The organism is Labrenzia sp. PHM005 (assembly GCF_006517275.1).
GTDB lineage: Bacteria > Pseudomonadota > Alphaproteobacteria > Rhizobiales > Stappiaceae > Roseibium.
The window spans coordinates 4,770,836-4,796,562 of the sequence record NZ_CP041191.1 but is presented as its reverse complement, the minus strand read 5'-3'; the positions used below and the strand labels follow the sequence as shown (position 1 = coordinate 4,796,562).

Sequence of the window (25,727 nt, the reverse complement as noted above, 5' to 3'; positions counted from 1 at the left end):
AGGGCCGTTGTGATCGGGCCTTCTCCAAATCAAAAAAGTGGTTAGGCCGTGTGGACGAATTGGAGATGTATTTCGCCGAGATCTGCTGCGTTCAAGAGCAAGAAAATCTGGCGCAGGTGATGCTGGTACATCATCAAGGCGGATTTTCGCAGAGGATTGGGCGCTGCAGGACCGTCCCTTCGGGTGAGGCAAAGGCCAGCAATCTGACGCGGACGGCCCCTTGACCGTATCATCGATACGCTCTGCAGGTCTTTCCACGCCATTTTTTGCCCTTTGCCTCACGAAATGCGTCTCCAATTCGTCCACACGGCCTAGGGAGCCCGGCAACCTGCCGGGCTCTTTGTCTTTCTAGTTCAGGTCAGCATTTCTGGCTGCATTGATGTCGGTTTCTGCGGCTTTGACGGCCTCTTCGAGGGCGCCGAAGATTTCGCCGCCGCGGCCGACGTTTTCCTTAAACCAGGCATAGACCGGGGTTGCCGCTTCCTTGAAGGCCGCTTTTTCGGCCGGGGTCGGCACATAAAGATCGCCGCCTCCGGCGACAAAGTCTTCATAGGCCTTGATCGACTTGCGCTTCGGTGAGGCGAAGGTTGCCTGCTGCAGGGCATAAAAGCCGTCAACCACCACCCGGCGCATGTCTTCCGGCAAGGACAGGAACTTTTCGTTGCTCATCCACCACAGCGCGCCCATGTAGGCATGACCGTCGAGGGTGACATACTGCAGGCCGGCATCCGGGAACTTCATGCCCATGATGTCGGTGATGCCGTTCTTGGAGCCCTCCACAACGCCGGTCTGGAAGGAGGTGAACAGCTCCGGCCACGGGATCGGGGTGGGCGACGCACCCAGGGCTTTCACCAGCTCCTGCGGCAGGTCGGCGACAACCGTGCGGATCTTGAGGCCTTCCATGTCGGCCGGGGCGGCCACGCGGCGTTTGGTGTTGGCAAAGTTGCGCCAGCCACCGGTGTTGCCGATGGTCATCAAGCGGATGGTGTTGTCTGAATCTTCCAGCGCCATGGTGCGCATGGTGCGGGTGAAGTCCCCGCTCAGAACATGCTCGGCAATGCGGTCATCGCTCATCATGTAGGGCAGGTCGAGCACCTGGACATACGGGAAGATGCCGGACGCCCCGCCGGAGGTGGAGATGTAGATGTCGATCGCGCCGCCCGCGACCCCTTGCAGGCACTCCGCACCGTTCGAGCACAGCTGCGTGCCGATGTAGAGCTCCACTTCGATGGCGCCGTTGGAGGCTGCTTCCACGAAGTTCTTGAACACCACAAGACCGTCGTAGTCTTCATCGTTTTCATTGGAGTTGGCGGTGGCGCGCAGCGTGTAGTCGGCAGCCGCCGCACTCAAGGCGGAGCCGGCGAGCATCGCCGCGACCGTTAGGGATTTCAGGGCAGATTTGAGCATGAGGTTCCTCCCTTTTGAGCTCAGATCAGTTGGCAAATCCGGTCAGACGCGGGATCGTCATGGACAGTGCCGGAATGTAGGTGATCAAAAAGATCACCGCGATCTCCACCGCCAGAAACGGCAGAATGGCCTTGGCAATCGTCTCCACCCGCTCTTTGGAGACAGAGGCCGCAACAAACAGAACCAGCCCCATCGGCGGCGTCGCCAGACCGATGGTCAGGTTGACGCTCATGATGATGGCAAAGTGGATGGAATCGACCCCCATTGAGGTGAAGATCGGCCCCAGGATCGGCCCCAGGATGATGATCGCCGGTCCGGCGTCCAAAAACATACCGACCACAAACAAAAGCAGGTTGATTAAGAACAACAAGATCAGCGGGTTGTCGGTCAGGCTGAGCACAAAGTCCGCCATGATCTCCGGCGCATGGCTCAAGCTGACCACGGTCTTGAAGGCCATCGCCGCGCCAACCAAAAGCAGAACCACGGCCGAGGTGATGCCGGCCCGGTTCAAGACACCCGGGATCTCATGAGGCTTCAAGGTTCGAAGCACAAACAGACCAATCACCAGCGCATAGGCCACGGCGACGGCCGCGGCTTCTGTCGGCGTGAAGACGCCGGCCAGAATGCCGCCCAGAATGATCACCGGGGTCATCAGCGGAAAGAAGGCTTTTAGGGACGCCTGGCCGCGCTCGCGCCAGGTCGACTTTCTGGAGGCAACCGGAAAGTCGTATTTGTCGGCCATGACCTTGACCATCAGCATCAGGCCAACACCGACCATGACGCCGGGCACAATGCCGGCCAGGAACAGCGCGGCAACACTCTCGCCCATGACATAGGCATAGATGATCATGATGCCGGACGGCGGAATGATCGGGCCAATGACGGAGGAGGCCGCGGTGATGGCGGCGGCAAAGCGGCGGGTGTACCCCTGTTTTTCCATCGCCGGGATCAGCATGGAGCCGAGCGCAGACGTGTCGGCGACCGCCGAACCGGAGAGACCGGCAAACAGCATCGACGACAGGATGTTGACATGGGCAAGGCCGCCGCGCAGATGCCCCATCAAGGCCTGAGAGAACTCCACCAGGCGCATCGTAATGCCGCCCTTGTTCATCAATTCTCCGGCCAGCATGAAGAACGGGATCGCCATCAGCGGGAAGCTATCCATGCCGTTATAGACATTGCGGTACAAAAGCGTGATGTCGCGCTCCTGACCGTTCAGCCACAACAACAGCCCCGGAGCGGCCAGAAGGCCGAAGAACACCGGCAGGCCGATCATCAGGAACACAAGAAAGACAGGCAGGAACCAGATCAGCATCAGTCTGCCCCCGCCATATCTGCATCGGGAATGCGGGGCAGCTGATCTTCACCGCCGAACAAGCCGATCAGGGAACGCAGGATCAGTTCCACATTCACCAGGATAAGCAGCACCACGCCAACCAGCAGCGACAGCATCATCCAGCTGCGCGGCACCCGCATCCACTCACTCAAGCTCAAATTGCTGGGCACATAGAGCGAGGCGGTGGCAAATTTGCCGCCAAAACCGGTGACTTCCGCATAGCCGATCTGAACGGCAACAACGAGAACGGCAAGCGAGACAAACAACAGCACCAGGGACAAGGCGCTTGCCAGCTGCCTGGGCAGCATGATCACCAGGGTATCGATGGCGACAAATCCGCCCCGCCGCAGCGCCGTCGGCGCCATCAGGCCGGTCATCCACAACATGCAGAACCGCGCCGCCTCATCGGGCCAGGGCAGCGCATTGTTGAACCCATAGCGGAACACAACCTGGATCAGGATCGCAACCACCATCAAAGCAACCGCAACAACCCCAACACCACGACCAACCCGCAACAAATGCGAATTGAAAAAGGAAAGCAGACGTAAGACCGCAAGCAATGCCCCCATGGGTTCCTCCCTGGTATTCCCAATGATGACAGGGCGGGTGCCGCCCCGTCTTGCGCTCCTACTTTGGAACGAATTGTCCGAGTTTTCCGGAAAAAAACGTCAAGGCATCGCCGGATCGCATTTCTGCCTGTGTGACCTGGCCCAAAACGATCAAATGATCGCCCCCCTCATAGGCCGCAAACCGTTTGCACTCGAACCGTGCCAGGCAATTCTCGATCAGGGGAACCCCCTCATCGCAAAGCCGGTAGGTGAGTTGATCGAACGCATGTGCGTTTCTGGCAAAGCCATTACAAATTTCCGCCTGCTCATGGCTCAAAACGTGGATGGCATAATGTTCAGCCGTCTCGAAATAGCGGAAGCGGCGCGAGCCTTTATCCGGCATCCACAGAACCAGCGGCGGGTTCATGGAGACAGATGAAAAGCTGTTGGCCGTAATGCCAACCGGGCCGTCATCGGAATTGGTGGTCACAACCGTGACCCCAGTGGCGAACCGTCCAAAAGCATCCCGCAGCAGCCGGGTGTTTTCCGAATGGGGCGCAAAGGTCACAGTGTGATCGGCAGTGTGCATGGTCATTAGGGAACCTCGTTTCCAAGGGCCGCCTCGTAAAGACGGTACCAGGTTTCGCGATCAAGAGTGACCTTGAGCGCGTCCGAGATCTTCCCGATCCGGTCGAGATTGTTGGTGCCAAGGACCGGCATGAGTTGTGCCGGATGCGCCAAAAGAAACGCAACAGCCACTGCAGAGCGGTCGACACCGAAGGATCCGGCGATATCGTCTAGGACGGACCCGAGGTTACCGCCTTCCGAAATTAACGATCCGCCGCCGAGCGGAGACCAAGCCATCAGCTTTGTTCCAAGCCGCTGATGGAAGGCAAGATCACCGTTGGTGAACGGCGTGATCTCCTTCAAGGAGATTTCGATCTGGTTGGTGACGAGCTGGTTTTTCATCGCGGACTGCAACAGCTCCCAGTCCCACGGGCGGAAGTTGGAGACGCCAACATTTTTGACTTTGCCGGATGACACCAGACCGTCCAGAACCGCGCCAGTCTCGTGATGGTCCATGAAAGGATCCGGGCGGTGGATCAAAAGAAGGTCGATGGTGTCGATGCCCATTTCGGACAAGGAGATCTCGACCGACTTTTCGATATGGGCCCGGGATGTGTCGTAATGTTTTGCCTTGGCACCCGCGTAGCGTCCGGCCGGTGCGATGATGCCGCATTTGGTGACGATTTCCATTTTGGCGCGCAAGGACGGATTGGCCTTCAGCGCACCGCCCAGCACAGCTTCAGCCGCATAACCGCCGTAGATATCCGCCTGATCGAAGGTGGTGATGCCTTGATCGAGGCAAGTCTGGATCTTGCGCTCCACATGAGCCGGGGAGGTGTCTGTGTCGTCGCCAAGCCGCCACATGCCGTAGATGAGACGGGAAAAATCAAGCGTGTCAGATAGGTTGACGCGATCCATTAGCGGCGGACTCCCTTGCCGAGCGGGGTTGCTGGTGTTTCGGCCGGAACACGGCCATAGGCTTCTGGAAGCGAACAGGTCTTCAGGTTGGGCAGAACCCGTTCGCCAAAATGAATGGCTTCTTCTTCATGCGGATAGCCGGAGAAGATGAAGGCCCGGATGCCCATCTTCTGATAGGCTTCGATCTTGCTCATGACTTGATCGGTGGAACCAACAAGAGCAGCGCCGCAGCCGGAGCGGGCCCGGCCGACACCGGTCCAAAGGTTCGGTTCGATGTAGCCGAACTCATCGGCAATCTCGCGGTTCTTCGACTGATGGCTGACACCGAGCGACTTGGCGTCCAGCGCCCGTTCCCGGATCGCAGTTCCCTGATCGTCGTCCAATTTGGAAACGATGTAGTCGGCGTATTCCTGGGCTTCTTTTTCGGTGTCCCGCACGATCATATGGACGCGGAGGCCATAGTCGAGCGTACGGCCGTAGGTGTCCGCGACCGCATGGACGGCCTTCATCCGGCCTTCCAGCTCCTCGATCTTTTCCGGCCACATCAGATAGACGTCGCAATGTTCCCCGCACAGGTCGAGGGCATCCGGGGAATAACCGCCGAAATACAGCAACGGGCCGCCGGTTTGATAAGGACGGACCGGATCGGTGGTCAGGCCTTTGAAATTGTAAATCTCACCTTCGTAATCGATTTCGCCGCGGGACCAGGCCTGTTTCAAAACTTCGACCACTTCACGCGAGCGCTGATAGCGGTACTTGCTGTCGGCCTCTTCACCCGGAAAGTTGGACGAGATGATGTTGACCGTCAGGCGGCCTTTCAGCATGTGGTCGAGCGTTGCGATGGTGCGCGCCAGCATGATCGGCTGCATCTCACCGCAGCGCACCGCTGCCAGCAGGTTGATTTTATCCGTGATCGGCGCGCAGCCGGCCACAAAACTCAAGGTGTCTTGTCCAACTTGATAGGATGAAGGGCACAGGATGTTGCGGAACCCTTGGGCCTCGGCGGTTTTCACGATGGAAGAGCAGTGGTCCCAGGACGAGCGCAACTGGCCCTCCGGAACACCGAGGAATTGATAGTCATCCGAGCACAGCGCTGCAAACCAGGACACTTCTGCAGCATCGAGGTCCGGCGAGGTTACGGGAACCACAGTCATTCAGGATCTCCTAAGAGGAACTTTTTGTTTTCGAAGGCTTTCATTTTGCCTTCAGTTTTTCCTTGCTTATCATTCGCCTTGATGTAAATCAATGGTGTATCAATTCTTCGCAGACAGATCGCCGCACAGTCATGACGACCGCCCCGCAGACCTCAAATTCTTTGCCGCTTTATGTGCAAATTAGTGAGCTTTTGATTAGGGATATTGCAGCTGGCCGGCTTCTGGATGGAGAACGTTTGCCGCCGGAACGGGACATGGCGGAAGAGCTGGGAATTTCCATCGGCACCTTGCGGAAGGCGCTGGCCGATCTCACGGAGAAGGGCTTGCTGGAACGCATTCAGGGTTCGGGAAACTACATACGCCAAGGCGGCACGACTGAAAGTGTCTACGCTATGTTCCGCCTGGAGCTTTTGTCCGGGGGCGGGCTGCCGAGAGCCGATGTTCTGGACATCGAGCGGGGAGCCAAGCCGGTGGAGCTGCCGGAGTTTGGCACCAGTACAGAAGGTACACGCATTCGACGGTTGCGATATCTCAACGATACCATCATTGCGGTCGAGGAAATCTGGTTGGATGGGGATAGCGGCGCCATCCGGCGCGACCAGCTTTCAGATTCGCTTTACCGTTATTACCAAAAGCACCTTGGCTTTTGGATCGTCCGCGCCGAAGACAGGGTGACGATCAAAGCCGTGCCGGAGTGGGCGCCGGCGGAATTCTCCAAGGCCCCCGGGACTCTCATAGGTTACATCGAACGGTTCAGTTGGGCGGATAAGCCCGAGCCGGTCGAATACTCGCGCACTTGGTTCGATACCGACAGGGCGCATTACGTTCAGCGACTGAAATAGGCGGACATGAAACGATCCGCTGCGAATAGGAGTACCAGATGCCTGCGAAGGTAAGATACGGCGTCATCGGCTGTGGCATGATGGGCCAAGAGCATTTGCGCAACATCGCGTTGCTGCCGGACACGGACGTTGTGGCCATTTTTGAACCTGACGTGGGCATGGCGCAGGAAGCGTTGAAATTCGCTTCTTCAGCCAAGCTGGTCGATTCCGTCGATGCGCTTTTGGATGTGGAAGAGCTGGACTGCATTCTGATCGTCAGTCCCAACCACTGCCATGTGCCGCAGATGGAAGAAATCCGCCGCAAACGCCCTCTGCCGCTGCTCGTTGAAAAACCGCTTTTCACCGATCCAAAGGACATTGCCGCACTGGACGCGTTCAAGGCGTCTTATCCGGCGCCGGTCTGGGTTGCGATGGAATACCGCTATATGCCGCCGATCGCCGCCCTGATCGAGCAGGCCGAACAGGCCACCGGCGGTATCAAGATGCTGACAATCCGCGAGCACCGCTTTCCGTTTCTCGACAAGGTCGGGGCGTGGAACCGGTTCAACCGGTATTCCGGCGGCACTTTTGTCGAAAAATGCTGCCATTTCTTCGATCTAATGCGCCTGATCATGAAGAGCGAGCCAGTCCGCGTCATGGCGTCGGCCGGTCAGGACGCCAATCATATGGACGAGAGCTACGACGGCCAGACACCGGATATTCTCGACAATGGGTATGTAATCGTCGATTTCGAGAACGGCGCCCGCGCCATGCTGGAACTTTGCATGTTCGCCGAAGGCTCCCGCTATCAGGAAGAGGTCTCGGCCGTTGGGCCGGACGGCAAGATCGAAGCTTATGTACCGGGTCCAGGCCGGTTCTGGCCAGAAGACCTTGGTGAGCCCCCGGTGCCGCAACTGGTTGTCTCGCCGCGCCATCCGAAAGGGCCGCGCCAGCTGGATATTCCGGTTGACCCGACAATTCTGGATGCCGGGGATCACAATGGTTCGACCTTCTATCAGCATGAAGGCTTTGTTGCTGTGGTGCGCGGCGAAAAGGCTAAAGTTGACGTCTCCCTGGAAGACGGCCGCCGGGCCGTTGAAATGGGTCTGGCCGCTCAGCAATCTGCGCGTACCGGACAGGCTGTCGCATTAACCGGCAAGGCGGTGTCGTCGGTCGCTTGCTGAGTCTGGCATCGAGGAAAAGAGAGCTTCCGGGTCGCGCGCAGGGCGAGCCGGGACTGAGTGCTGATTGCATTCACCGGGCTCTCAGATATCGATAATACCTGATCCGGGATTGCTGTTTTCCTGCACTCGGGAACACACCAGACATATTTGTCACTTTGTAAACGGCACGGTCTTCGGAGCGTGCCGTTTTGATTTGTAATGAAGAATTTCAATTCCGGTGGCTGACCTCGCCGAAAAAATCCCCTAACGTCATTCCATATTGAAAAAAAACCCGCCGGAAGAAGCTGGGCCATCCGATTTTTCTTGGAGGTTTTCTCGTGCGCAAGCTGGTCTCTGTTGTGTTGTCGTCTGCTCTGGTACTGCAGACCGTGTTTGTGAATGGTGCTTGGGCAGCTCCGGCTGTGACAACCGCCAACGTGAATTTTCGGTCTGGACCGGGCACCGGGTTTGGCTCTTTGGGCACCGTTCCCAATGGAACGCCAGTTGAGCTTTTGGACTGCAATGATACCGGGTCCTGGTGTTCAGTCACTTACAACGGCCAGAACGGCTTTGTCAGTGGCAACTACCTGCAATTGACGGAAGCTGAAGACAAGACCGGTTGGCCACGCGCTTTTGAAACTGATGCCGGAGCGACCCTGATCCTGTATCAACCGCAATTCACGGAATGGACCGACTTCAAGACCTTGAATGCCCTGGTTGCAGCGGAATACGTCAAGGATAAGGATGCAGCGCCGGTCTTCGGCGTGATCGGTATCAGCGGCGAGACAACCAACGATCCTGCCAAAGGGGAGGTGGATGTCAGTCAGATCAAGGTGACTCGGCTTGATTTCTCGGCGCTTGACCGCACGGCCATGTCGGACCTCTCGATCCAGGTGGGCAAGATTATGCCAACCGGCACGGTGACCGTGAAAGAGGATCGGATCACGGCCGGTCTCGCCGAATACCAGCGCATGGATGATGTAAAGGGCTTGAGCTCGGAAGCGCCGCCAATCTTCATTTCTTATGAACCTGCCATCCTGGTGCAAACCGAAGGCGAGCCTATACTAGCTCCAGTCAAAGGCGATCAAGGCCTCAGTTTTGTCGTCAACACCAACTGGGACATTTTGAAAGTTGACGAGAGCGGCGCATTTTATCTGCGCGATGAAAAGTCCTGGCTGACATCAAAGGATATTGCAGGAACTTGGGAGGTTGTGACCGAGTTGCCGGACCTCATCGGCAAACTTCCGGAAGATGACAACTGGAAAGAAACGCGAGAAGCGATCCCGGCTGAGGCCTTTCCTGAAAATAAGGCCCCAAAAGTCATCTACTCCGACAAACCTGCCGAGATGATTGTTTTTGATGGTGAACCGAAATTGGAACCGGTCACGGGTGGTGATCTGGAATGGGCGTCAAATACGGATCACGACGTCTTTTTCTTAAAAACCACATCGACCTGGTACATCCTGATGTCCGGACGCTGGTTCAAATCAGCTTCGCTCGATGGGCCTTGGGAGTTCACCACCCCCGACATGCCATCGGATTTCCTGAACATTCCGGAAGACGCTCCCTACTACTCCGTTCGCTCTTCCATTCCCGGCACATCCGAAGCCTCCCAGGCGCGGCTTAAGGCAAGCATTCCAACCACCGCCCGGGTAGAACTGGGCTCGATCAAGGCCGATGTCGCTTATGCGGGCGATCCGGAGTTTTCAAAGATCGAGGGCACATCAATGTCCTATGCGGTCAACACCAACGACCAAGTGATCCAGGTCGGTGCGAAATACTATGTGCTGCAGGATGGGGTCTGGTTTGTCGGCGATAGCCCGGAAGGTCCGTTTGAGGTGGCAAAGGCCGTTCCGGAAGAGATCTACACAATCCCGCCGTCGTCGCCGGTCTACAATGTCACCTATGTCCGGGTTTATGAAACCGAACCGAATGCGGTCTGGTACGGCTACACCATGGGGTATCTGACCGGGTTCCTGGCCTGGGGTGTCTTTGTCTACGGCACCGGCTGGTACTACCGGCCGTGGTACCGGCCCGGTTTCCGGCCGATCTACTTCCCAAGGCCCGTCACTTACGGAATTGGAGCGTTTTACAATCCGATCCGCGGCGTTTATGGCCGCTATGGATATGCCTATGGTCCGCGCCGCGGTATCGCAGGAGGCGGGATCTACAACCCGCGCACTGGTGGATATATCCGGGGCGGCGCTATCAGCGGACCAAGGGGCAGTGCCGGATTTATCTCCGCCTACAATCCACGCACCGGCAATCGGGTCGTGGTTGGCGGTGCCCGCGGCATCTATGGCTCCTGGACAGGCGGCGGCGTTGTTGGCGGCCCGCAATGGGCGCGGACGGGACAGGTGCGCACGAATGTTGCCAATCGCTGGCAGCAGCAAGGCGGTCCAGGCCGTGCGGCGACACTCGGGCGGCGCGGGGACGTGTTTGCTGGCCGGGACGGCGGTGTCTATCGCCGCGACGGCCAGAACTGGCAGCGGTTTGAAGGTGGACGCTGGAACGGCGTGGATGCGCCTTCGCGCGATGCCCTTCAGGACCGTATGCGGGATATCGGGGCAGGGGCCGCGATTGGCGGCGCCGGGGCGGCGATTGCCAACCGTCCTGCGCGGGACCGGATCCAAAACCGACCGAATGCGGGACAAAGACCAAATGCTGGCCAACGGCCCGCGAACCGCCCGAATGCCGGTCAGCGCCCCAATGTCAATCGGCCTGCAAACCGGCCGAACGCGGGACAACGGCCCAATGTCAACCGCCCGGCCAATCGGCCTGCGACCCGGCCTGCGCAACGTCCCGCGAACCGGCCAGCAACACGGCCCGCACAACGGCCGCAAGCACCCGCGCATCTCAACCGGGATCAAAGGGCCCGCAATACCGGCAATCGGCAAGTCAATCGTCAGCGCAATGTCCAGCGCTCCCGGCCGCAGCAAGCGCGTCCGCAGCGCGGAGGCGGTGGCCGTGCCGCACGTGGCGGTGGCGGCCGCGGCGGTGGCCGCCGGCGGTAAGAGGCTGCGTACTCTTGTTACGGAAGGTGGAGCGCCCATCATTGGTGCCGTCCCGGACATGATCCGGGACCTTTTGGCAACCTTTTGAGGGTAGGTCCCGGCGCTGTGGCCGGGACTGCACAGGGAAGTGCATCTGTTTCCTCAATACAAGTTCAATTGCCTCACAGCGTCAAATCGGCAAATTCCGGGCGTCGGCGATGGCTTCCATGGTCATGTAGGAGGTGACCGTGTCGAGATCGACCTTGTCGATCAGGCGCTGATAGATCTGATCGAAAGCATTCATATCTTCAGCCACGACCTTCAGCATGTAGTCGTAATCCCCAGCCAGCCGGTAAAAGTCGATCACATTCAGGATTTTGGTAACCTCACCTCGGAAGGTCTCCAGCCACTCCTTTGAATGGTGGCGGGTTCGGATCATGACAAAGACCGTCAGGTTCAGACCGATCTTGGCTGGATCAAGGCGGATCGTGTGACTTTCTATCAGCCCGCTTTCATAGAGCGTCTTCAATCGCCGCCAGCACGCATTTTGCGACAGGCCGACCTGATCCGCCAGGTCCCGCTGCGACATTCTGGCGTCACGTTGCAGCGCCCTGAGAAGCGCGCGGTCAATATGATCGAATTTCTTGTCCATATTGGATCATTTGACACAATATTGAGTATCAAACAATCAAAATATGTGAGGAAATCCAAGTGTTGTTGGTCGTATGATCCAAATATCAGGATTTGGAGCGGATTATGACCCACACAAACGTAACCCAATTGACCGGAACTGCGCTTGATCAGTTCAAAGCCATGCTTTCCGCCCCCGGGCTGCTGGAACGCTTGCGCAGTGGCGTGATTGGGGACGGGATCACAATTGAGGGGCCATTTGGGCCTAAAGCTCTGATCTATGCTGATTATGTTGCCTCCGGCCGGGCGCTGCGCCAGATCGAAGAGTTTGTCATGGAAGAGGTGTTGCCGGTCTACGCCAACAGCCATACCGAAGCCTCTTACTGCGGCATGACCATGACCCGGATGCGCGAGGCGGCCCGTTCCGAGATTTCCCGGGTTTGCAATGCGGGCGACAAGTTCTCGACCGTCTTTTGCGGGTCTGGCGCGACCGCCGGTCTCAACCGGTTGGTCCATCTTCTGGGTGTTTCCGGTGCCGCAGAGCGCGGCGAGAACCCGCTTGTCATCCTGGGTCCCTATGAGCATCACTCCGACATTCTGCCATGGCGGGAAAGCGGCGCGGAGGTCATAGAGATCAATGAGGCCGCAGACGGTGGACCGGATCTTGACGAGCTGGAGCAGGTTCTTTCAGAAAAATCCGCTGGACGGCTGACCGTTGGCGCCTTTTCGTTGATGTCGAACGTCACAGGCATCGTCACGGATGATGTTGCGGTTACCCGCATCCTGAAGCGTCATGGTGCGCTCAATGTTTGGGATTGCGCTGGCTCAGGCCCGTATCTTCCGGTCGATATGATGGCGAGAACAGAGACGGAGAAAGATGCTGTTGTTGTTTCTCCTCACAAGTTTATCGGCGGGCCGGCAGCGTCAGGTGTCATGATCGTCCGCGATGCTGCGGTTTGCAGAAAAACGCCGGTGTTCCCTGGCGGTGGAACGGTCCGTTTTGTCTCGCCTTGGGGGCACGATTATTCGGAAAAGGTTGCAACGCGGGAAGAGGCCGGCACGCCGAATGTCATTGGCGATATCCGGGCAGCGCTCAGCTTTCTTGTTAAGGAAGCCATCGGCCAGCATCAGATGGACATGCTGAATGCTGCTTGGCGGGAGCGCGCGCTGGCAACCTGGAAAGACAATCCGGCCATTGAAATCCTTGGGAACGCAAACGCGGCGAAAACGCTGCCGGTGTTTTCGTTCCGGGTCAAGGATCTGGAAAACGGCGGTTATATCCACCAGCAACTGGTGACCCGGATGCTGTCGGATGTTTACGGTGTTCAGGCGCGCGGCGGTTGCGCTTGTGCAGGTCCTTATGCGCACCGTTTGCTGGAGATCGGCAAAGAAGAATCTGAAAGCTTGCGTGCTGGCATTCTTTCTGGTGAGGAGCTGAAAAAGCCTGGCTGGACGCGTCTCAATTTCTCGGTTCTTTTGACCGAAGAAAAGGCGGATAAGATCATTGCGGCGGTCGATGAATTGGCCCGCAACCCGTATCCTGTCGCGAACGGCTACACCTGCGACGAGACCACCGCACGGTTCAAAGCGACCGAACAGGCAGCCTGACAGGAGAAACGAAAAACATGTGCCGATGGGCTGCCTGGAGCGGCGCTCCAAAATATCTGGAAGAAGTGATCTGCGATCCCGAGCATTCTCTGATCGATCAGAGCCGGAACGCCGTTTCTTGCAAGACCGCAGTCAACGCCGACGGCTTCGGGGTCGCCTGGTATGGGGAGAAAGAGACACCCTGCCTCTATAAGGATGTCCGCCCAGCCTGGTCGGATCCGAACCTTCTGCAGATTGCCCAGCACATCCGCTCTGGACATTTCCTGGCCCATGTGCGGGCTTCAACCGGCACCGCCACCACGCGCGACAACTGCCATCCCTTCACCTATGACCGTTGGACCTTCATGCACAACGGTCAGGTGGGCGGCTACGACAAGGTGCGCCGGCGGCTCGACAATATGATCCCGGATGATCTCTACCGCGACCGCATGGGCGGCACGGACAGTGAAAGCCTGTTTTTGGTCGCACTCGCCTATGGGCTCAAACACCATCCGCGCGCGGCCATGGCCCGTGCCGTTCAGGAGGCCGAGGCGCTCTCCAAATACTCCGGCACCACCCCGCATATGCGCTTTGCCTCTGCCTGGTCGGACGGCGAAACGCTCTATGCCGCCCGCTATGCCTCCGACCGCTTTCCGCCGACGCTTTATTACCGGCAGTTCGACGATGGCGTCATGGTAGTGTCCGAACCCTTGGACGAAGCCCGGAACTGCTGGATGGAAGTGCCGCACGGCCACATGATTGCCGTCACGGATGGCAAAGTCGAGCAATGCGCTTTCTTGAGCGATGAAGAACTGCTTACGGCGTCGGCATAGTCTCTTCGATCCACTCCCAGGCTTGATCAAGTTCGTCACTGTCGAAGTGTTTTTCGCTGATACCGGCCAGTTTGGCGAAGGTCGCATCAATGTCGACCAACGCTGCCAGGAGTTTGCTGTCTGTGACGATAGCGAGCCGGGCGATCTTGTTCATGTGCGTCACGATCCACTTGATGTCGGCCGCAGCAGCCTCAAATGAAACGCCGACGTGATCGCCAAGAACGACCAGAAAACTGGCCTTGCCGTATTTGGATACCAGTTCATTGGCCTTGTCGATCAGTTCCTTCTCTTCTTCGATCGTGACTGTTCCGGAAACCTCGACACCCAAAACGGCGCCGTCACTGCGCGGAAGGATCTTGTACATCTGCTCGTCCACCTGTGGTTCTTGTTAGGCGCTTTAAAATGTGGCGGCTGTCAGGGGAAGGTTCAAGAAATTGCTTACCAAATGCGGGTTTGTGCGTAGGCGATACGCCTCGTCTCTCAATCAGCCTTTACCTGCGTAAGCCGGTTGATGATCTGGCGGGTTTGCTGGTCCACCACATCACGGATCTGCCCGGTGAGCGGGAGGGCGTTAGTCCGCTCCAAACCGTAGCCGAGATTAAAGGTGTGAAATTCCGCGTCGGCACTAGGCATCAGATGATGCTGCAGAATGGTCTCCAGCTTGTCGAAACCTTTGGCGAGCTTTGCCTCTGCTGTTTCTGCCGCAGAATACTCATCAAAGAGACCCAGCAACTCAGCCTTCAAGTCATCCGGTAGAGGTCTGCACAGATCCACGAAATCCCGGCGCTCGACCGCTTCGCGGTCATCGTCGGGAGTTTGAAAGGGAGCCGGCACATCACCGGAAATCGCCTCACCCAGATCGTGGATCACACACAGCTTTAGAAGCCTCAGCATATCGATGTCCGCAAGCTCGCGTTCAAACAGCAGAACCATCAAGCAGAGGCGCCAACTGTGCTCGGCAGTGCTTTCTGGCCGGTTCTGCCGGGTGGTTCCGGATCGAAGCGTATCCTTCAGCCGCTCGGCTTCTTGCAAAAAGGCAAGCAGACCAGCCAGCCGGGTAGCGTCCATCGCTGGAGCAGGGGATTTTTTTGGCTCAGATGTCATGCGGCGAGATTATCGCACACAGATGTTTCCGGCGAGGGCTTGAATAATTTATGCAGCAACTGTCACGTCATCGCGCACTAGGCGCACAAACCGGCCGTCTGACAGCGGCAAACGGGTAATCCGGATCCGGCTTTTCGGAATGGTCATTTCGGCAAAATCAGCCCGTTCGGTGTCAAAGACAATGTCCGGCCCGAGCGGCTCGTACCAGCCGTTGTCGCCGAGAGTGTCTTCCGCGTCCCGGATGCCGCCAGAGGCAAAACGCCAGAGGGGCTTATGCATCAAGTCAGACAGCGGTATGTGCCAGTCGCGTGTTCTTTTTGGGGACGCTGCCAGCAGCCGGTGGGTCAGATCACAAACCAGATGCACCGGGTGAGACGACTGCATGACCAGAGCCTGCAGCGCCCGGTCTGCAGCCGTCTCCGGCCGGGCTTCGAGCAAGTTTAAAAGTCTCCGCAACTCCGGACTTTCCGGCTCTGAAGTGCCGTTTTCCCATCTGGAAATCTTCGATTGTGAAACCTTCAGTTCCTCTGCCAGTGCCTGCTGTTTGACACGATTGATCACCCGCCAGCGGCGCAAGGAGGGCCCAAGGTTTTTGGCAAGGGGGATGATTGCAACGGACATGCGCCAACTATATCAAACGTCCGGCGGTGTGACAGCCTGTGAAGTGGCTTCAGGACGCCTGAAAAATCCGGTTGGAAATTGATATTGCATTACCTGCCGGATCCTTGGCATTGGCGAATTGATAGCCGTTGCCCTGATGAATTGGCCCAAAATCGAGCCCGTGTACCGCAAAACCGGACTTTGCAGTTTCAACATCCTCCACTTGGAATACCAGTTTGACCAGCGTCTGTCCGGCTTTCCGGCCCTTGGCCAACGGGTGCAGCAGAAGATCGCATCCCGCATCAGGTGCCTTTAATTCGATGAGGCCACCGGCGGCCGGAAGAGCGGTATAGCCGAAGTGGCGGCAATAGAAATCCGCTACATCTTTCACGCTGCGGACATAGAGTGTCAGGCGATTGAGGAGGTGTGGCGCGTGCAACTCCAAGGTGTGTCTGCGCAAGGCATCAGGGAGTGCAAGCGCCTTTGAAAGTTCGCGGAAAACAAAAACAGAAAGGGTGTTAGTTTCCACTAACACCCCCCTGTTCAGGTCAAGTTTTCCGAACTTATGGAGCTGCCGGAGCCGCACCAAAGGTTCATCTTGATCTCAACGCGACGATGGTAATCGGATGAAAACCTCCGCCTGCAAACCATCAAAACCCCGGAAGGTCCGAAAGCCTGCGCCAACAAAACAGATAACCCGCTGCTCGTCAGAGTGCCGGGGCGCTGTCTGCGGAGCGCTCCGCATCTAGCGCATTCTGGGTGCCTCACAGCCGGTCCGCGAAAGCCGATAAATCGACCCCTTGGGACTGTGCCCAGACAGCGATGGCAACGACCGAAGGTTCTGGTTGGCGGTCCGGAACCGGCTGGTGCCGTGCTGTTGAAAGTGAGTTCAACACAGGTTTTTGCCGCTGTCGAATCGACCCTGTTAACCAATGTGACTTCCGGGGAAAGTTCAAAAGTGTGTCCAAAACACGCGGAAAACGGCGCTTTCTAGGTGACTGTTTTCCCTTAGGGAATTGCAATGCAAGTTAAGATTTCATTTGCCTGCAAAATAATAGGTCAGCGATACTTCTCTATAAAACCATCAATCGGCAGGTTGCGGAAATCGGGAAGCCGCTCTTTGAGCTGGTCGTGGCTCCAGTCCCACCAGGCGATTTCTAAAAGCGCTTCTTCCTGTTTTTCGGTGAACCGGCGCTTGATCGGTTTGGCCGGAACACCGCCAACGATTGTGTAGGGCGGGACATCCTTGGCCACCACAGCCCCGGCAGCGACGATCGCACCCGTGCCGATGGTGACGCCCGCCAGCACCGTCACATTGTGGCCGATCCAGACATCGTGGCCAATGGTGACCCAATCGTCCTTGCGCCACTGGAAGAAGTCCTGGTCGTCGTCACCGAGCCCGTAAGCGGCGGCACGGTAGGTGAAATGATGCTGGGAGGCGCGCCAGGTGGCGTGGTTGCCAGGATTGAGGCGCACCCGCCGCGCAATCGAACAGAACTTGCCGATGGTTGACCAGACCACATCCCCTTCCTGAACGATGTAGGAATAGTCGTCCATCTGGCTTTCGCGCATTTCGGTCAGCCCACCGACTTCCGTCCATTTTCCGAGCTCACAGTTTTGGACAATTGCATCCGGATGAATATTGGGTGCTTCAGTAAGGTCGGGTTTTTGGTGTGGTGCGGACATGGTTTGTTCCATTTATTTATGACAGGCGCAGATGGATAGCCTTGGTCACATCACGAAGCGTGACGCTTTGATGACGTATCCATGAATTCTTGGACTTTTCCTCAGTTTCAGATAGCGCCAGGCGCCCTGACTAGTATTTCAGCGCAGAAACACGCTTCTCGGGCTTTGTTCTTCTGTTGCAACCAAGATTTACCAAGCTTTGCAGAACCCACTGAGGAAGCAGGATAATCAGGCGCGTTCCGAGCGCTCGGCATGTTCCGGAAGGCTTTTGTCATTGAAATGTCACTGTTTCTTCAAGGGACTGACAAGGAGCTGTCATCTCGCTGTAATGGCGTGATGGCTCTTGTCCGGCAGCAATACGAACAAACACGGACAGGGCTGCTGCGTGATTCACTTTCAGAACGTCACCAAGACTTTCGGGTCCCGGACTGCGGTCAATAAGGTCTCTTTCAACATCGACAAACCGCAGATGGTTGGCATCATCGGCCGGTCAGGTGCGGGCAAATCGACCCTTCTCAGAATGATCAACCGGCTGACCCCGGCAACGTCGGGACAGATCCTGTTCAACGACCGGGATATTCTGAGCCTGAAGGGCGGTATGATGCGCCGCTGGCAGCGCGACTGCGCCATGGTGTTTCAGCAGTTCAATTTGGTTCCGCGCCTTGATGTCGTGACCAATGTCATGCTCGGCCGCCTAAATGGCCATGGCACGTTGAAAAGCCTCTTCAACATCTTCGGTCAGGACGATGTCAACAGCGCGCTTTCCGCGCTCGACCGTCTTGGCATTGCCCAGGAAGCGACCAAACGGGCCGAGGAACTCTCCGGTGGCCAGCAGCAACGCGTTGCGATTGCGCGAGCGCTGATGCAGGACCCGCACATGATCCTGGCGGACGAACCAATTGCCTCGCTCGATCCGATGAACGCCAAGATCGTCATGGATGCCCTGCGCGAAATCCACGAACGCGACAACAAGATCGTCATCTGCAACCTCCATACGCTCGACACGGCCCGCAGCTATTGCGACCGCGTGATCGGCATGCGCGATGGCTTCATTGTTTTTGATGGGGCGCCAGAAGCCCTGACCACAGATGTCGCCCGCGAGATTTATGGCGCGGATGAAAGTTTCAACGAGGCGGCAACATCAACCGCCATCGATGCCGGTCAAACCGGCGCAACAGAACCCGCCGGTGTGATGGCTCCGGCGGCAGCTGCGGTTTAACCGCCAGCTTCCAAGTCAATCGTCATCGACAGTGAACTCTTAGGGGAATGTCCCAAATGAAACTGGTTTCCAAAGTTGCTGCGCTTGCTGCAGTCAGCATGATCGCTCTGAACGCAACAGCTGCTGTTGCTGAAGAAATCTCCGAATTCCGTATCGGCATCCTCGGCGGTGAAAACGCGTCCGACCGTCTGCGCGCTTACTCTTGCCTTGAAGAAAAGACCGCTGACCTGCTCGGCGTTCCGGTCAAGCTCTTCGCACCGGCTGACTACAACGGTGTGATCGAAGGCCTGCTCGGCGGTAACCTCGACATGGCTTGGCTCGGTGCGTCCGGCTACGCAAAAGTCTACATCACCGATCCGGAAGCCGTTGATCCGGTTCTGGTTAAAGTCAACGTTGACGGCGGCTACGGCTATTACTCCATCGGCTTTGCCCGCAACGACGCTGAAATCAACTCCCTTGCCGACATGAAGGGCAAGGTCTTCGGTTTCGGTGATCCGAACTCCACATCCGGTTACCTGATCCCGTCCATCGCCATTCCGCAGGAAGGCTACTCCATGGAGCCAGGCGACTACTTCGGCGACGTCAAGTTCACCGGTGGTCACGAGCAGACCATCGTTGCTGTGTCCAACGGCGACATCGACGCTGGTGTGACCTGGGCTGACGGCCTTGGTGAGTGGGAAGATGGCTACAACTCCGGCGCTCTGCGCAAGGCGTCCGACGCTGGTCTGGTTGACATGACCGAGTTGCGTGAAATCTGGCGCTCGCCGGTGATCCCGGAAGGTCCGATCGTTCTGTCCAAGAAGCTGCCGGAAGACGTCAAGATCAAGATGACCGCTCTGATGGCGTCTCTGAACTCCATGGACCCTGAGTGCGCCTATGGCGTTGCTGCCGGTGAAACCAAAGGCTTCATGCCGATCACCCACGAAGCTTACGTCAACATCGTTGAAGCGCGTAAGGCAAAGAACAAGAACTAAGCGTTCTTTTCGTGAGACGCGGGCCGGTTTCCGGCCCGCGTTTTTGCGATGACCGCACTTCATTGTTATCCCGGGCAAAGCGCAGCGCAGACCCGGGATCGGTGAGCCCCAGCGGATCAGCCGAGTGCTTCATCAGCGATGCCAGTGATGCCCTGATCCCGGATAAAACGGGTGCTTTTCCGGGATGACGCAGGTGAGTTGGAGAGCGCGGGATGAGATCGCGGAAAAGGGCATAATTTAAGGTATAAAAAACATGGCCGTCGCCGCCCTGGAAGCAGAGATCCTCTCGCTTCGAAAACGCCGCCAGCTTTATTCCCTGATCGGGTTGTTGCTGGTTGTTGCCGTTCTGGTTTCCGGATATTCGAAGTCCAATTCGATGAATTCCGGTGGATTCTTGCAAGGGCTGGAGAAGTTCTTCGATTATCCGGGCGAAATTGTCATGGAAGCCTGGGATGCGGGCCCGGCGTTTTTCGGCCTGATCATCAGATACATTCCGGCCATGCTGGAAACCCTCAATATCGCTGGAGTGGCGACGCTGTTAGGTGGCGCCATGGCGGTGGTCTTGGCAATGGCGTCGACCCGCAACGTTGACAGTTATGGTCCGCTCATTCCGGTCGTGCGCCGCATGATGGACATCATGCGCGCCTTTCCGGAACTGATCATCGCCCTGTTTTTGATCTTTGTCCTCGGTTCCAGCCCGGTACCGGCCATGATCGCAGTGGCCTTTCATACCGCAGGCGCGCTGGGCAAACTCTTCTCAGAGGTGAATGAGAACATCGACCGCAAGCCGATTGAAGGCTTGTCTGCCTGTGGGGCCAGCTGGCTGCAGCGCATCCGCTTCGCGGTCATGCCGCAGGTCGCCCCGAATTACTTGAGCTACTTCCTGCTGCGCCTGGAAATCAACGTTCGGGCTTCTGCGATCCTCGGCTTTGTTGGAGCAGGGGGCATTGGCCAGGAATTGCGCAGGACAATCGGCTGGGGCAAGGGCGCGGGCGATGAGACTGCCGCGATCTTCGTCCTGCTCTTCATCACCATCATGATCATCGATCAGACTTCGTCCTACCTGAGGGGCAAGCTGGTCGGATCCGGCCGCGCGCATTAGGGGGACGGGACATGTCTGTCGATACATTTGAACCGGTGGTTACCCCAAACGAGGTTTGGCAAAAGGTCAAAAAGCGCGCCTGGATAACCATCGCTGTGCCGCTCGCGATCATCACTTATCTGGCTTACACATGGTTCGCCTTTGGTGTGCCGGAGCTGCTTTCCAAAGCTCAGCCGGAACGTGCGGTCATTCTCGCAACCGACTCTGTTGCCTATAAAATCCACGTCACCAAGTTGCTGCGCCGGGACATCCTGGAAGTCGCCATTGAGGGCGAACGCCGGGCGACTTACAGCGAAGAAGACCTTCCCGAGTGGGTGAGCGTCGACGGGACGAACTCTGTCGTCGATCTCGGCCAAGGATATCTTGTCGAAATCACCGGCAAGCGCATGGAGTTTACGGTCCCAGGTTACGGTCTCATCACTGCGACGGCCACCAACTCTGGTGTTGATTATGTGCTGCCCGAAGGCAATCAACCGGATTGGCTGAAGGTTGGCCCCAAGAAACTGGATGCGCGTCCGACACTCGATCGCCGTGTTCAGGTCACCAAGACAAAGATCGAGGTGCACAATTATTTCGGCGGCTGGGAAAACTTCTGGTTCCCGTTTCATTCAGAGCTTTACGGCATGTCCTTCAGCCAGCTCTGGGCCCTGGCTCTGAGCGCCGACCGGCTGGACCCGAACACCGCCAACATCTGGTTCATCGTGAATGAGTTCCTTGAGAATCCGGATTGGCAGCATGGCGAGATCTTCGTTGCGCTTTTTGAGACGATCATGATGGCCGTTCTCGGCACTTTGACAGCTGCGTTCTTTGGTCTTCCGCTGGCCTTCCTGGCCGCCCGGAACTTCACACCTTCCATGATCCTGCGCTTCGGCACGCGCCGCCTGTTCGACTTCCTGCGCGGCATCGACATGCTGATCTGGTCGCTGATCTTTATCCGGGCTTTCGGTCTTGGGCCGCTCACCGGTGCCTTGGCCATTGCCTTCACTGATACCGGCTCGCTCGGCAAGCTGTTTTCCGAAGCACTTGAGAACATCGACAACAAGCAGGTGGAAGGTGTGCGGGCGACCGGTGCCAGCCAGATCCAGCGATACCGCTTTGGTGTGATCCCGCAGATCTTGCCAGTTTTTGTCTCCCAAGTGCTCTACTATCTGGAATCCAACACCCGCTCGGCGACGGTCATCGGTGCGCTCGGGGCTGGCGGGATCGGCTTGATGCTGGTCGAAACCATGAAGACCTCCCGCGACTGGGAAAACACCAGCTATATCATCGTGATGACCATCGTCGTAGTCATTATTATGGACCAGACCTCCAGCTGGCTCCGCCGCAAGCTGATCGAAGGCAAGTAACCATCTGCGCCGTCCCGGCCCAGAGCCGGGACCGGCCGCGTGTGTGGTACCATGGTCCATCGCTGTTTGCCTCAGCAGGCTGGGCAATCCCAATTCGAATTAGCTGGATCCAGACCGAGAGATTTCAGCCGGGACGTCGGCGGCCAAAACTTCCGAAACGGTCATCCCCGCTTCATGCGGGGATCCACTCGCAATCCCGCTTGCCGCAGAGTGTGAGGGTTCCCGCAAAGGCTCCGCAAACGAGTGGATCCCCGATCTCCGCTGTGCTGCGTCGGGGATGACTGCCTTAGGTGCGGTTAGAGCTTCCTCTCTTCCAGCGTCCGCATTTATCTCCGAATGCGATTGCATACCTCAAGGCCGGGCCGGTAGAGCACAAGTTCGTTTTCAATCTTTCCTGAAAGAGAAAATCCCGAAGCGGTTGCCATCCGGATCTTGCAGCGCGAAGCCTTTCGGAGCCCAGTCATATTTAGGTTCTTCGAGGTCCGGCACCTTTATGCCCTTATCTTTCAACGCGGCATAAAACCCGTCCAGGTCATCGACTTCCATGTCTGCGAAACTGTGATCAACGTCCGTTGAGGAGTTCTTGAAGCCAAGGGATTGCCCAGATTCAGTTTGAACAAGCAAAAATTTGACGCCGGGACCGTCGTTTTCTTCCGCCGCCATCTGACAGTGGTTTTCGTCGGACGAGCTGGTCCGGACACCAAAAACGGTTTGGTACCAATTCCGGGAGGTTTGAAGGTCGCTGACCGGAATTTCAAGCGTGTCCAGCCGCAATCGGATGGCTGAGGTCATGGGTGAAAGGCTCCAAATTGATAGAAGGGGTGCGGGAAGGTGTGGTGCGCAAAGCCACAACTATATCGCGGCGGGAAGACGTGTCACATGATTCCCGAGTGCTGAGTTTCAGCTCCTTGGGGTGCGCTGCCGGCTCAGCTTTCCGCTTGATATCTTCCAACATCCATTTTCTGCCCCATTTCCGTCGCGGTAACGTGCCAGCGTTCGCTCAAGGTGATTCAGCAGCTGGCGGGACGGGTTATGCGGCAGAGTTTTTACAAGACGATTTCATCAACGGCGATTGCCGCAGGATTGGCTGTTTCAGGTTTTGCGACGTCGGCGCAAGCCATTGAAAGCTGTGTTGCGTCCTTGAAAAAGCAGGCGATTTCAGCAGGAGTTAAGCCGGCGGTTGCCGATAAGATGCTGTCCGGTGCCAAGTACGACGAAAAAGTTATCCGGTTTTCGACGTCCCAGCCGGAATACAAGACCCAGATCTGGGACTATATGGCGTTTTTGGTTGACGCCGAACGGATCGAGGACGGCAAAGCAAATCTCAAGAAACACGCCCGCACACTGAATGCAGTGGAACAACGCTATGGGGTCGACAAACATATCGTCCTTGCAGTGTGGGGCATTGAGAGCGATTTTGGCCAGTTCCGCGGCGATTTCTATACCCCGCATGCGCTGGCCAACCTGGTCTGTGCGGGAAAACGGCGGCAGAAGTATTTCCGAGGTGAGCTGATCAAAACCTTAAAGATCGCGTCACGCGGTGATGTGCCGATGAGCGATTTTTATGGGTCTTGGGCCGGGGCCTTCGGTCAGACTCAGTTCATGCCGTCGACCTACAACAGCTTGGCGGTCGATTTTGACGGGGATGGCCGCAAGGATTTGGTCAATTCTGTGCCCGACGCTTTGGCGTCCACTGCGAATTTCTTGAAAAACGCAGGCTGGCGCAACAGCCGCCTCTGGGGCTTTGAGGTCAAGGTGCCAAAGGGGTATTCCGGCCCGTCCGGTCGCAAGAAATACGCCTCCATGGCGACCTGGACCAAGCGCGGCTTGAGGAACATGGACGGCAGCAAGTTCAAAAGCAAAGCCGACACGGCTTTGATCCGGCCGGCGGGGGCAAATGGTCCAGCTTTTCTGGTGACCCGCAATTTCAAGGCGCTCCGGTCTTACAACGCCTCAACGTCCTACGGTCTGGCGATTGCTGTCCTGTCAGAACTTGTTTCTGACGGTGACCCGATCATGACGCCCTGGCCGACCAACAATCCTGGCCTTTCGCGGGCCCAGCGTCTCGAGCTGCAGAAACTCTTGAACAAAAATGGCTTCAATGTTGGAGCCCCGGACGGCAAAGTTGGCCCGGCCACTCGCAAAGGGATTCGTGCTGCCGAAGCCAAGTATGGAATGGAAGTCACCGGCCGTCCGTCCTGGAATGTTTACTACGCGCTTGGTGGGCGGTAGGACGCAGATGGTGGCCGATGAGGACAGCTAGGGCGCAAAATCAGAGACCGGTTGTATGGACGTTTGGTTCCTACCGGCGTGCTTGGCCCGATACATTGCAGCGTCCGCAGTTGTAAGCAGCTTCCGTTCCAGGTCTGCCGCGACTGGACAAACGGAAATACCGATACTTGCGCCCACTGACACGACGATCTCCCCGGTCCGAATAGGCCTGTTGACATCCCGGATTACAGTTTCGGCCAACTCTTGAAGCTTTGACGGCGTTGTCCGTTGTAGTGAAGCGATCAGAAATTCATCGCCGCCCATCCGGGCCAAGAGTTCTCCCTCACGGACCAAGTTCTGCAATCGGGTGCTGATTGCGACGATCACCTCATCTCCGATGTCATGACCAAAGTCGTCATTGACCTTTTTGAAGCCGTCCAGATCGATCAGGAGCGCGCCAACCGCTGTTGCAGGTGTATCTGAATAGACTGTCTCGCGGAAAAAACGTTGCATCATACGGCGGTTGCCAACACCTGTTAGCGCGTCATGCAAAGAATTGAATTGCATTTGTTCGTTAAGATCCCGAAGGGCGGAATTGGCATGCACAAGTTCTTTGTTCAGGGTTTCGCTCTGATCCCGTAATTGGCGTTCGTAGGTTGCGCTCCGGCGGGCAAGTTGCAGCTCAAGCTGGCTGCGCAATTCATTGCTTTGTCTCTGGGCTTCCCGGTTAAACTGCTCGGCTTGCATATCGGTATAAATCTTGAGGTGATCCAAAGCTTCTTTGTAGGCACCGTTGAGTTCATAAGTCCGTGAAAGCTGCAAGTGAAAGTTCCGGATCCATAGAAGGTAGTCAACCGCTCTGGCCTGTGAGAGGCCGGTATTGAAAGCTGCGATCGCCAGATCTGGTTTGTGTTCTTTCAGGTAGCTTTTGCCGATTTCATAATGCAGCTGGCATGTAACGCGGGTGTCTTCAGTAAAGACAGCCGCTGCTATTCCTTTTTCCGCATTGAAACGGGCTTCTTCAAATTCGCCGCTTGCCACAAGGGCTGCGCAAAAAACTTCATAGGCGTAGGGGAGCACCAGCCGATTACGGTGTTCTATGCATTGAATAATGCACTCTTGGGCCGATGTTAGAGCCGCCGAAATATCACCAGAATCAAGATCCGCGCGAGATTTTACTTGCAGGATGCGGGCCGGTTCAAAATGGAACCGCGGATCTTCGGCGATCCGCATGGCTTGATCCAAATATTCATATGCTTTGTCATATGTCTCAGAGTATCTCGCCAAAATTGCCAGAATGGACAAGACTTCAATGCCTGCACCGGAGTAGGAGGCCGGTCCTAAAATGTTATAAGCTTCGTTGAGTGTCTCATCAGCCTGGGTATGGTTTCCCAGACTGTAGGAACAGACCGCTTTGACGGTCATCATTTCAACCCAACCCTCTGGATCGGTTTTTTGGTCCATCAACTTTAATGCTGCATCGGCATAAGCATTGGCGGGATCAAAGTTTCCGCTCCATCGTTCCAGC

Annotated in this window: 24 protein-coding genes; 10 read left to right on the top strand and 14 right to left on the bottom strand. The window is 57.0% G+C overall.

What is annotated here, in order from left to right; translation table 11 throughout:
* Positions 1 to 348: 348 nt before the first annotated feature.
* Genes dctP through FJ695_RS21665 form a run of 6 tightly spaced genes read right to left on the bottom strand, consistent with a single transcriptional unit; the run spans position 349 to position 5,930 of the window.
* Positions 349 to 1,407, bottom strand: coding sequence for a TRAP transporter substrate-binding protein DctP (gene dctP / locus FJ695_RS21690; RefSeq protein WP_141185299.1), 1,059 nt, complete (start codon positions 1,405 to 1,407; stop codon positions 349 to 351).
* A gap of 25 nt (positions 1,408 to 1,432) precedes the next feature.
* Positions 1,433 to 2,722 (bottom strand): TRAP transporter large permease, encoded by a 1,290-nt coding sequence (locus FJ695_RS21685; protein ID WP_141187383.1) that lies wholly within the window; start codon positions 2,720 to 2,722, stop codon positions 1,433 to 1,435.
* A complete protein-coding gene (locus FJ695_RS21680) occupies positions 2,722 to 3,312 on the bottom strand; it encodes a TRAP transporter small permease (protein ID WP_141187382.1) in 591 nt (196 codons plus the stop codon). The genes FJ695_RS21685 and FJ695_RS21680 overlap by 1 nt, the downstream gene beginning before the upstream one ends.
* Positions 3,313 to 3,370: 58 nt before the next feature.
* Complete coding sequence (locus FJ695_RS21675; RefSeq protein ID WP_141187381.1) at positions 3,371 to 3,886, bottom strand: flavin reductase family protein; 516 nt, start codon at positions 3,884 to 3,886, stop codon at positions 3,371 to 3,373.
* Positions 3,886 to 4,776, bottom strand: a complete 891-nt coding sequence (locus FJ695_RS21670) for an aldo/keto reductase family oxidoreductase (RefSeq protein ID WP_141187380.1) — start codon at positions 4,774 to 4,776, stop codon at positions 3,886 to 3,888. Before FJ695_RS21670 ends, FJ695_RS21675 begins: the two co-directional genes overlap by 1 nt.
* The gene (locus FJ695_RS21665) at positions 4,776 to 5,930 is read right to left on the bottom strand and encodes an LLM class flavin-dependent oxidoreductase (protein WP_141187379.1); all 1,155 of its coding nucleotides are present in this window, start codon (positions 5,928 to 5,930) and stop codon (positions 4,776 to 4,778) included. Before FJ695_RS21665 ends, FJ695_RS21670 begins: the two co-directional genes overlap by 1 nt.
* A 131-nt stretch (positions 5,931 to 6,061) precedes the next feature.
* Here FJ695_RS21665 and FJ695_RS21660 point away from each other — a divergent pair, with 131 nt between their 5' ends.
* From FJ695_RS21660 to FJ695_RS21650, 3 genes are all read left to right on the top strand, one after another.
* Entirely contained in the window at positions 6,062 to 6,772 is a 711-nt protein-coding gene (locus FJ695_RS21660) for a GntR family transcriptional regulator (protein ID WP_141187378.1), read from the top strand.
* Positions 6,773 to 6,810: 38 nt separating this feature from the next.
* Positions 6,811 to 7,935 carry a Gfo/Idh/MocA family protein gene (locus tag FJ695_RS21655; RefSeq protein ID WP_141187377.1) on the top strand — a complete coding sequence of 375 codons (1,125 nt, stop codon included), beginning with the start codon at positions 6,811 to 6,813 and terminating at the stop codon, positions 7,933 to 7,935.
* Between the two features lie 317 nt (positions 7,936 to 8,252).
* Positions 8,253 to 10,928: an SH3 domain-containing protein gene (locus tag FJ695_RS21650; RefSeq protein WP_141187376.1), complete on the top strand. Its 2,676-nt coding sequence runs from the start codon at positions 8,253 to 8,255 to the stop codon at positions 10,926 to 10,928.
* Positions 10,929 to 11,097: 169 nt separating this feature from the next.
* Here the strand turns inward: FJ695_RS21650 and FJ695_RS21645 are convergent, their stop codons facing one another.
* On the bottom strand, positions 11,098 to 11,559 hold the full coding sequence (locus tag FJ695_RS21645) for an Lrp/AsnC family transcriptional regulator (RefSeq protein ID WP_141187375.1): 462 nt from the start codon (positions 11,557 to 11,559) through the stop codon (positions 11,098 to 11,100).
* Positions 11,560 to 11,663: 104 nt separating this feature from the next.
* Between FJ695_RS21645 and FJ695_RS21640 the strand changes: the two genes are divergently transcribed.
* Both FJ695_RS21640 and FJ695_RS21635 read left to right on the top strand, forming a co-directional pair.
* Complete coding sequence (locus FJ695_RS21640; RefSeq protein WP_141187374.1) at positions 11,664 to 13,145, top strand: aminotransferase class V-fold PLP-dependent enzyme; 1,482 nt, start codon at positions 11,664 to 11,666, stop codon at positions 13,143 to 13,145.
* Positions 13,146 to 13,162: 17 nt separating this feature from the next.
* On the top strand, positions 13,163 to 13,957 hold the full coding sequence (locus FJ695_RS21635) for a class II glutamine amidotransferase (RefSeq protein ID WP_141187373.1): 795 nt from the start codon (positions 13,163 to 13,165) through the stop codon (positions 13,955 to 13,957).
* On the opposite strand, the gene FJ695_RS21630 is transcribed toward FJ695_RS21635, so the two are convergent.
* The 5 genes from FJ695_RS21630 to FJ695_RS21610 all read right to left on the bottom strand — a co-directional run bounded on the left by FJ695_RS21630 (position 13,941) and on the right by FJ695_RS21610 (position 17,347).
* Positions 13,941 to 14,321, bottom strand: a complete 381-nt coding sequence (locus FJ695_RS21630; RefSeq protein ID WP_141187372.1) for an STAS/SEC14 domain-containing protein — start codon at positions 14,319 to 14,321, stop codon at positions 13,941 to 13,943. The two genes, FJ695_RS21635 and FJ695_RS21630, sit on opposite strands and share 17 nt — an antisense overlap.
* Before the next feature lie 116 nt (positions 14,322 to 14,437).
* A complete protein-coding gene (locus tag FJ695_RS21625) occupies positions 14,438 to 15,061 on the bottom strand; it encodes an HD family hydrolase (RefSeq protein ID WP_141187371.1) in 624 nt (207 codons plus the stop codon).
* Positions 15,062 to 15,109: 48 nt separating this feature from the next.
* Positions 15,110 to 15,682, bottom strand: a complete 573-nt coding sequence (locus FJ695_RS21620) for a helix-turn-helix transcriptional regulator (RefSeq protein ID WP_141187370.1) — start codon at positions 15,680 to 15,682, stop codon at positions 15,110 to 15,112.
* Between the two features lie 49 nt (positions 15,683 to 15,731).
* Positions 15,732 to 16,190: a VOC family protein gene (locus tag FJ695_RS21615; protein ID WP_247653704.1), complete on the bottom strand. Its 459-nt coding sequence runs from the start codon at positions 16,188 to 16,190 to the stop codon at positions 15,732 to 15,734.
* 530 nt (positions 16,191 to 16,720) lie between these two features.
* Positions 16,721 to 17,347, bottom strand: coding sequence for a DapH/DapD/GlmU-related protein (locus tag FJ695_RS21610; RefSeq protein ID WP_168206450.1), 627 nt, complete (start codon positions 17,345 to 17,347; stop codon positions 16,721 to 16,723).
* Positions 17,348 to 17,732: 385 nt separating this feature from the next.
* On the opposite strand from FJ695_RS21610, the gene phnC reads away from it, so the two are divergent.
* From phnC to phnE (FJ695_RS21590), 4 genes are all read left to right on the top strand, one after another.
* Positions 17,733 to 18,566, top strand: coding sequence for a phosphonate ABC transporter ATP-binding protein (gene phnC, locus FJ695_RS21605; RefSeq protein WP_141187368.1), 834 nt, complete (start codon positions 17,733 to 17,735; stop codon positions 18,564 to 18,566).
* A 56-nt stretch (positions 18,567 to 18,622) separates the two neighbouring features.
* On the top strand, positions 18,623 to 19,540 hold the full coding sequence (gene phnD, locus FJ695_RS21600) for a phosphonate ABC transporter substrate-binding protein (RefSeq protein ID WP_141187367.1): 918 nt from the start codon (positions 18,623 to 18,625) through the stop codon (positions 19,538 to 19,540).
* Between the two features lie 253 nt (positions 19,541 to 19,793).
* A complete protein-coding gene (gene phnE, locus FJ695_RS21595; RefSeq protein ID WP_141187366.1) occupies positions 19,794 to 20,642 on the top strand; it encodes a phosphonate ABC transporter, permease protein PhnE in 849 nt (282 codons plus the stop codon).
* Between the two features lie 11 nt (positions 20,643 to 20,653).
* The gene (gene phnE / locus FJ695_RS21590; RefSeq protein ID WP_141187365.1) at positions 20,654 to 21,988 is read left to right on the top strand and encodes a phosphonate ABC transporter, permease protein PhnE; all 1,335 of its coding nucleotides are present in this window, start codon (positions 20,654 to 20,656) and stop codon (positions 21,986 to 21,988) included.
* A gap of 384 nt (positions 21,989 to 22,372) precedes the next feature.
* On the opposite strand, the gene FJ695_RS21585 is transcribed toward phnE (FJ695_RS21590), so the two are convergent.
* The gene (locus tag FJ695_RS21585; RefSeq protein ID WP_141187364.1) at positions 22,373 to 22,780 is read right to left on the bottom strand and encodes a VOC family protein; all 408 of its coding nucleotides are present in this window, start codon (positions 22,778 to 22,780) and stop codon (positions 22,373 to 22,375) included.
* Positions 22,781 to 23,020: 240 nt separating this feature from the next.
* On the opposite strand from FJ695_RS21585, the gene FJ695_RS21580 reads away from it, so the two are divergent.
* Positions 23,021 to 24,220 (top strand): lytic murein transglycosylase, encoded by a 1,200-nt coding sequence (locus tag FJ695_RS21580; RefSeq protein ID WP_141187363.1) that lies wholly within the window; start codon positions 23,021 to 23,023, stop codon positions 24,218 to 24,220.
* 27 nt (positions 24,221 to 24,247) lie between these two features.
* Here FJ695_RS21580 and FJ695_RS21575 read toward each other — a convergent pair whose 3' ends face one another.
* Entirely contained in the window at positions 24,248 to 25,663 is a 1,416-nt protein-coding gene (locus tag FJ695_RS21575) for a GGDEF domain-containing protein (RefSeq protein WP_141187362.1), read from the bottom strand.
* Positions 25,664 to 25,727: the final 64 nt, after the last annotated feature.

What these genes read in the sequence shown, in the direction of transcription:
- FJ695_RS21620 (WP_141187370.1), bottom strand. Translation starts at nt 15,682, where the DNA reads ATGTCCGTTGCAATCATCCCCCTTGCCAAAAACCTTGGGCCCTCCTTG.
- FJ695_RS21680 (WP_141187382.1), bottom strand. Translation starts at nt 3,312, where the DNA reads ATGGGGGCATTGCTTGCGGTCTTACGTCTGCTTTCCTTTTTCAATTCG.
- FJ695_RS21575 (WP_141187362.1), bottom strand. Translation starts at nt 25,663, where the DNA reads ATGGACCAAAAAACCGATCCAGAGGGTTGGGTTGAAATGATGACCGTC.
- phnE (WP_141187365.1), top strand. Translation starts at nt 20,654, where the DNA reads ATGTCTGTCGATACATTTGAACCGGTGGTTACCCCAAACGAGGTTTGG.
- FJ695_RS21660 (WP_141187378.1), top strand. Translation starts at nt 6,062, where the DNA reads ATGACGACCGCCCCGCAGACCTCAAATTCTTTGCCGCTTTATGTGCAA.
- FJ695_RS21625 (WP_141187371.1), bottom strand. Translation starts at nt 15,061, where the DNA reads ATGACATCTGAGCCAAAAAAATCCCCTGCTCCAGCGATGGACGCTACC.
- FJ695_RS21635 (WP_141187373.1), top strand. Translation starts at nt 13,163, where the DNA reads ATGTGCCGATGGGCTGCCTGGAGCGGCGCTCCAAAATATCTGGAAGAA.
- FJ695_RS21645 (WP_141187375.1), bottom strand. Translation starts at nt 11,559, where the DNA reads ATGGACAAGAAATTCGATCATATTGACCGCGCGCTTCTCAGGGCGCTG.
- phnE (WP_141187366.1), top strand. Translation starts at nt 19,794, where the DNA reads ATGGCCGTCGCCGCCCTGGAAGCAGAGATCCTCTCGCTTCGAAAACGC.
- FJ695_RS21665 (WP_141187379.1), bottom strand. Translation starts at nt 5,930, where the DNA reads ATGACTGTGGTTCCCGTAACCTCGCCGGACCTCGATGCTGCAGAAGTG.
- FJ695_RS21655 (WP_141187377.1), top strand. Translation starts at nt 6,811, where the DNA reads ATGCCTGCGAAGGTAAGATACGGCGTCATCGGCTGTGGCATGATGGGC.
- FJ695_RS21630 (WP_141187372.1), bottom strand. Translation starts at nt 14,321, where the DNA reads ATGTACAAGATCCTTCCGCGCAGTGACGGCGCCGTTTTGGGTGTCGAG.
- FJ695_RS21640 (WP_141187374.1), top strand. Translation starts at nt 11,664, where the DNA reads ATGACCCACACAAACGTAACCCAATTGACCGGAACTGCGCTTGATCAG.
- FJ695_RS21610 (WP_168206450.1), bottom strand. Translation starts at nt 17,347, where the DNA reads ATGTCCGCACCACACCAAAAACCCGACCTTACTGAAGCACCCAATATT.
- FJ695_RS21670 (WP_141187380.1), bottom strand. Translation starts at nt 4,776, where the DNA reads ATGGATCGCGTCAACCTATCTGACACGCTTGATTTTTCCCGTCTCATC.
- phnD (WP_141187367.1), top strand. Translation starts at nt 18,623, where the DNA reads ATGAAACTGGTTTCCAAAGTTGCTGCGCTTGCTGCAGTCAGCATGATC.
- FJ695_RS21685 (WP_141187383.1), bottom strand. Translation starts at nt 2,722, where the DNA reads ATGCTGATCTGGTTCCTGCCTGTCTTTCTTGTGTTCCTGATGATCGGC.
- FJ695_RS21580 (WP_141187363.1), top strand. Translation starts at nt 23,021, where the DNA reads ATGCGGCAGAGTTTTTACAAGACGATTTCATCAACGGCGATTGCCGCA.
- FJ695_RS21675 (WP_141187381.1), bottom strand. Translation starts at nt 3,886, where the DNA reads ATGACCATGCACACTGCCGATCACACTGTGACCTTTGCGCCCCATTCG.
- dctP (WP_141185299.1), bottom strand. Translation starts at nt 1,407, where the DNA reads ATGCTCAAATCTGCCCTGAAATCCCTAACGGTCGCGGCGATGCTCGCC.
- FJ695_RS21585 (WP_141187364.1), bottom strand. Translation starts at nt 22,780, where the DNA reads ATGACCTCAGCCATCCGATTGCGGCTGGACACGCTTGAAATTCCGGTC.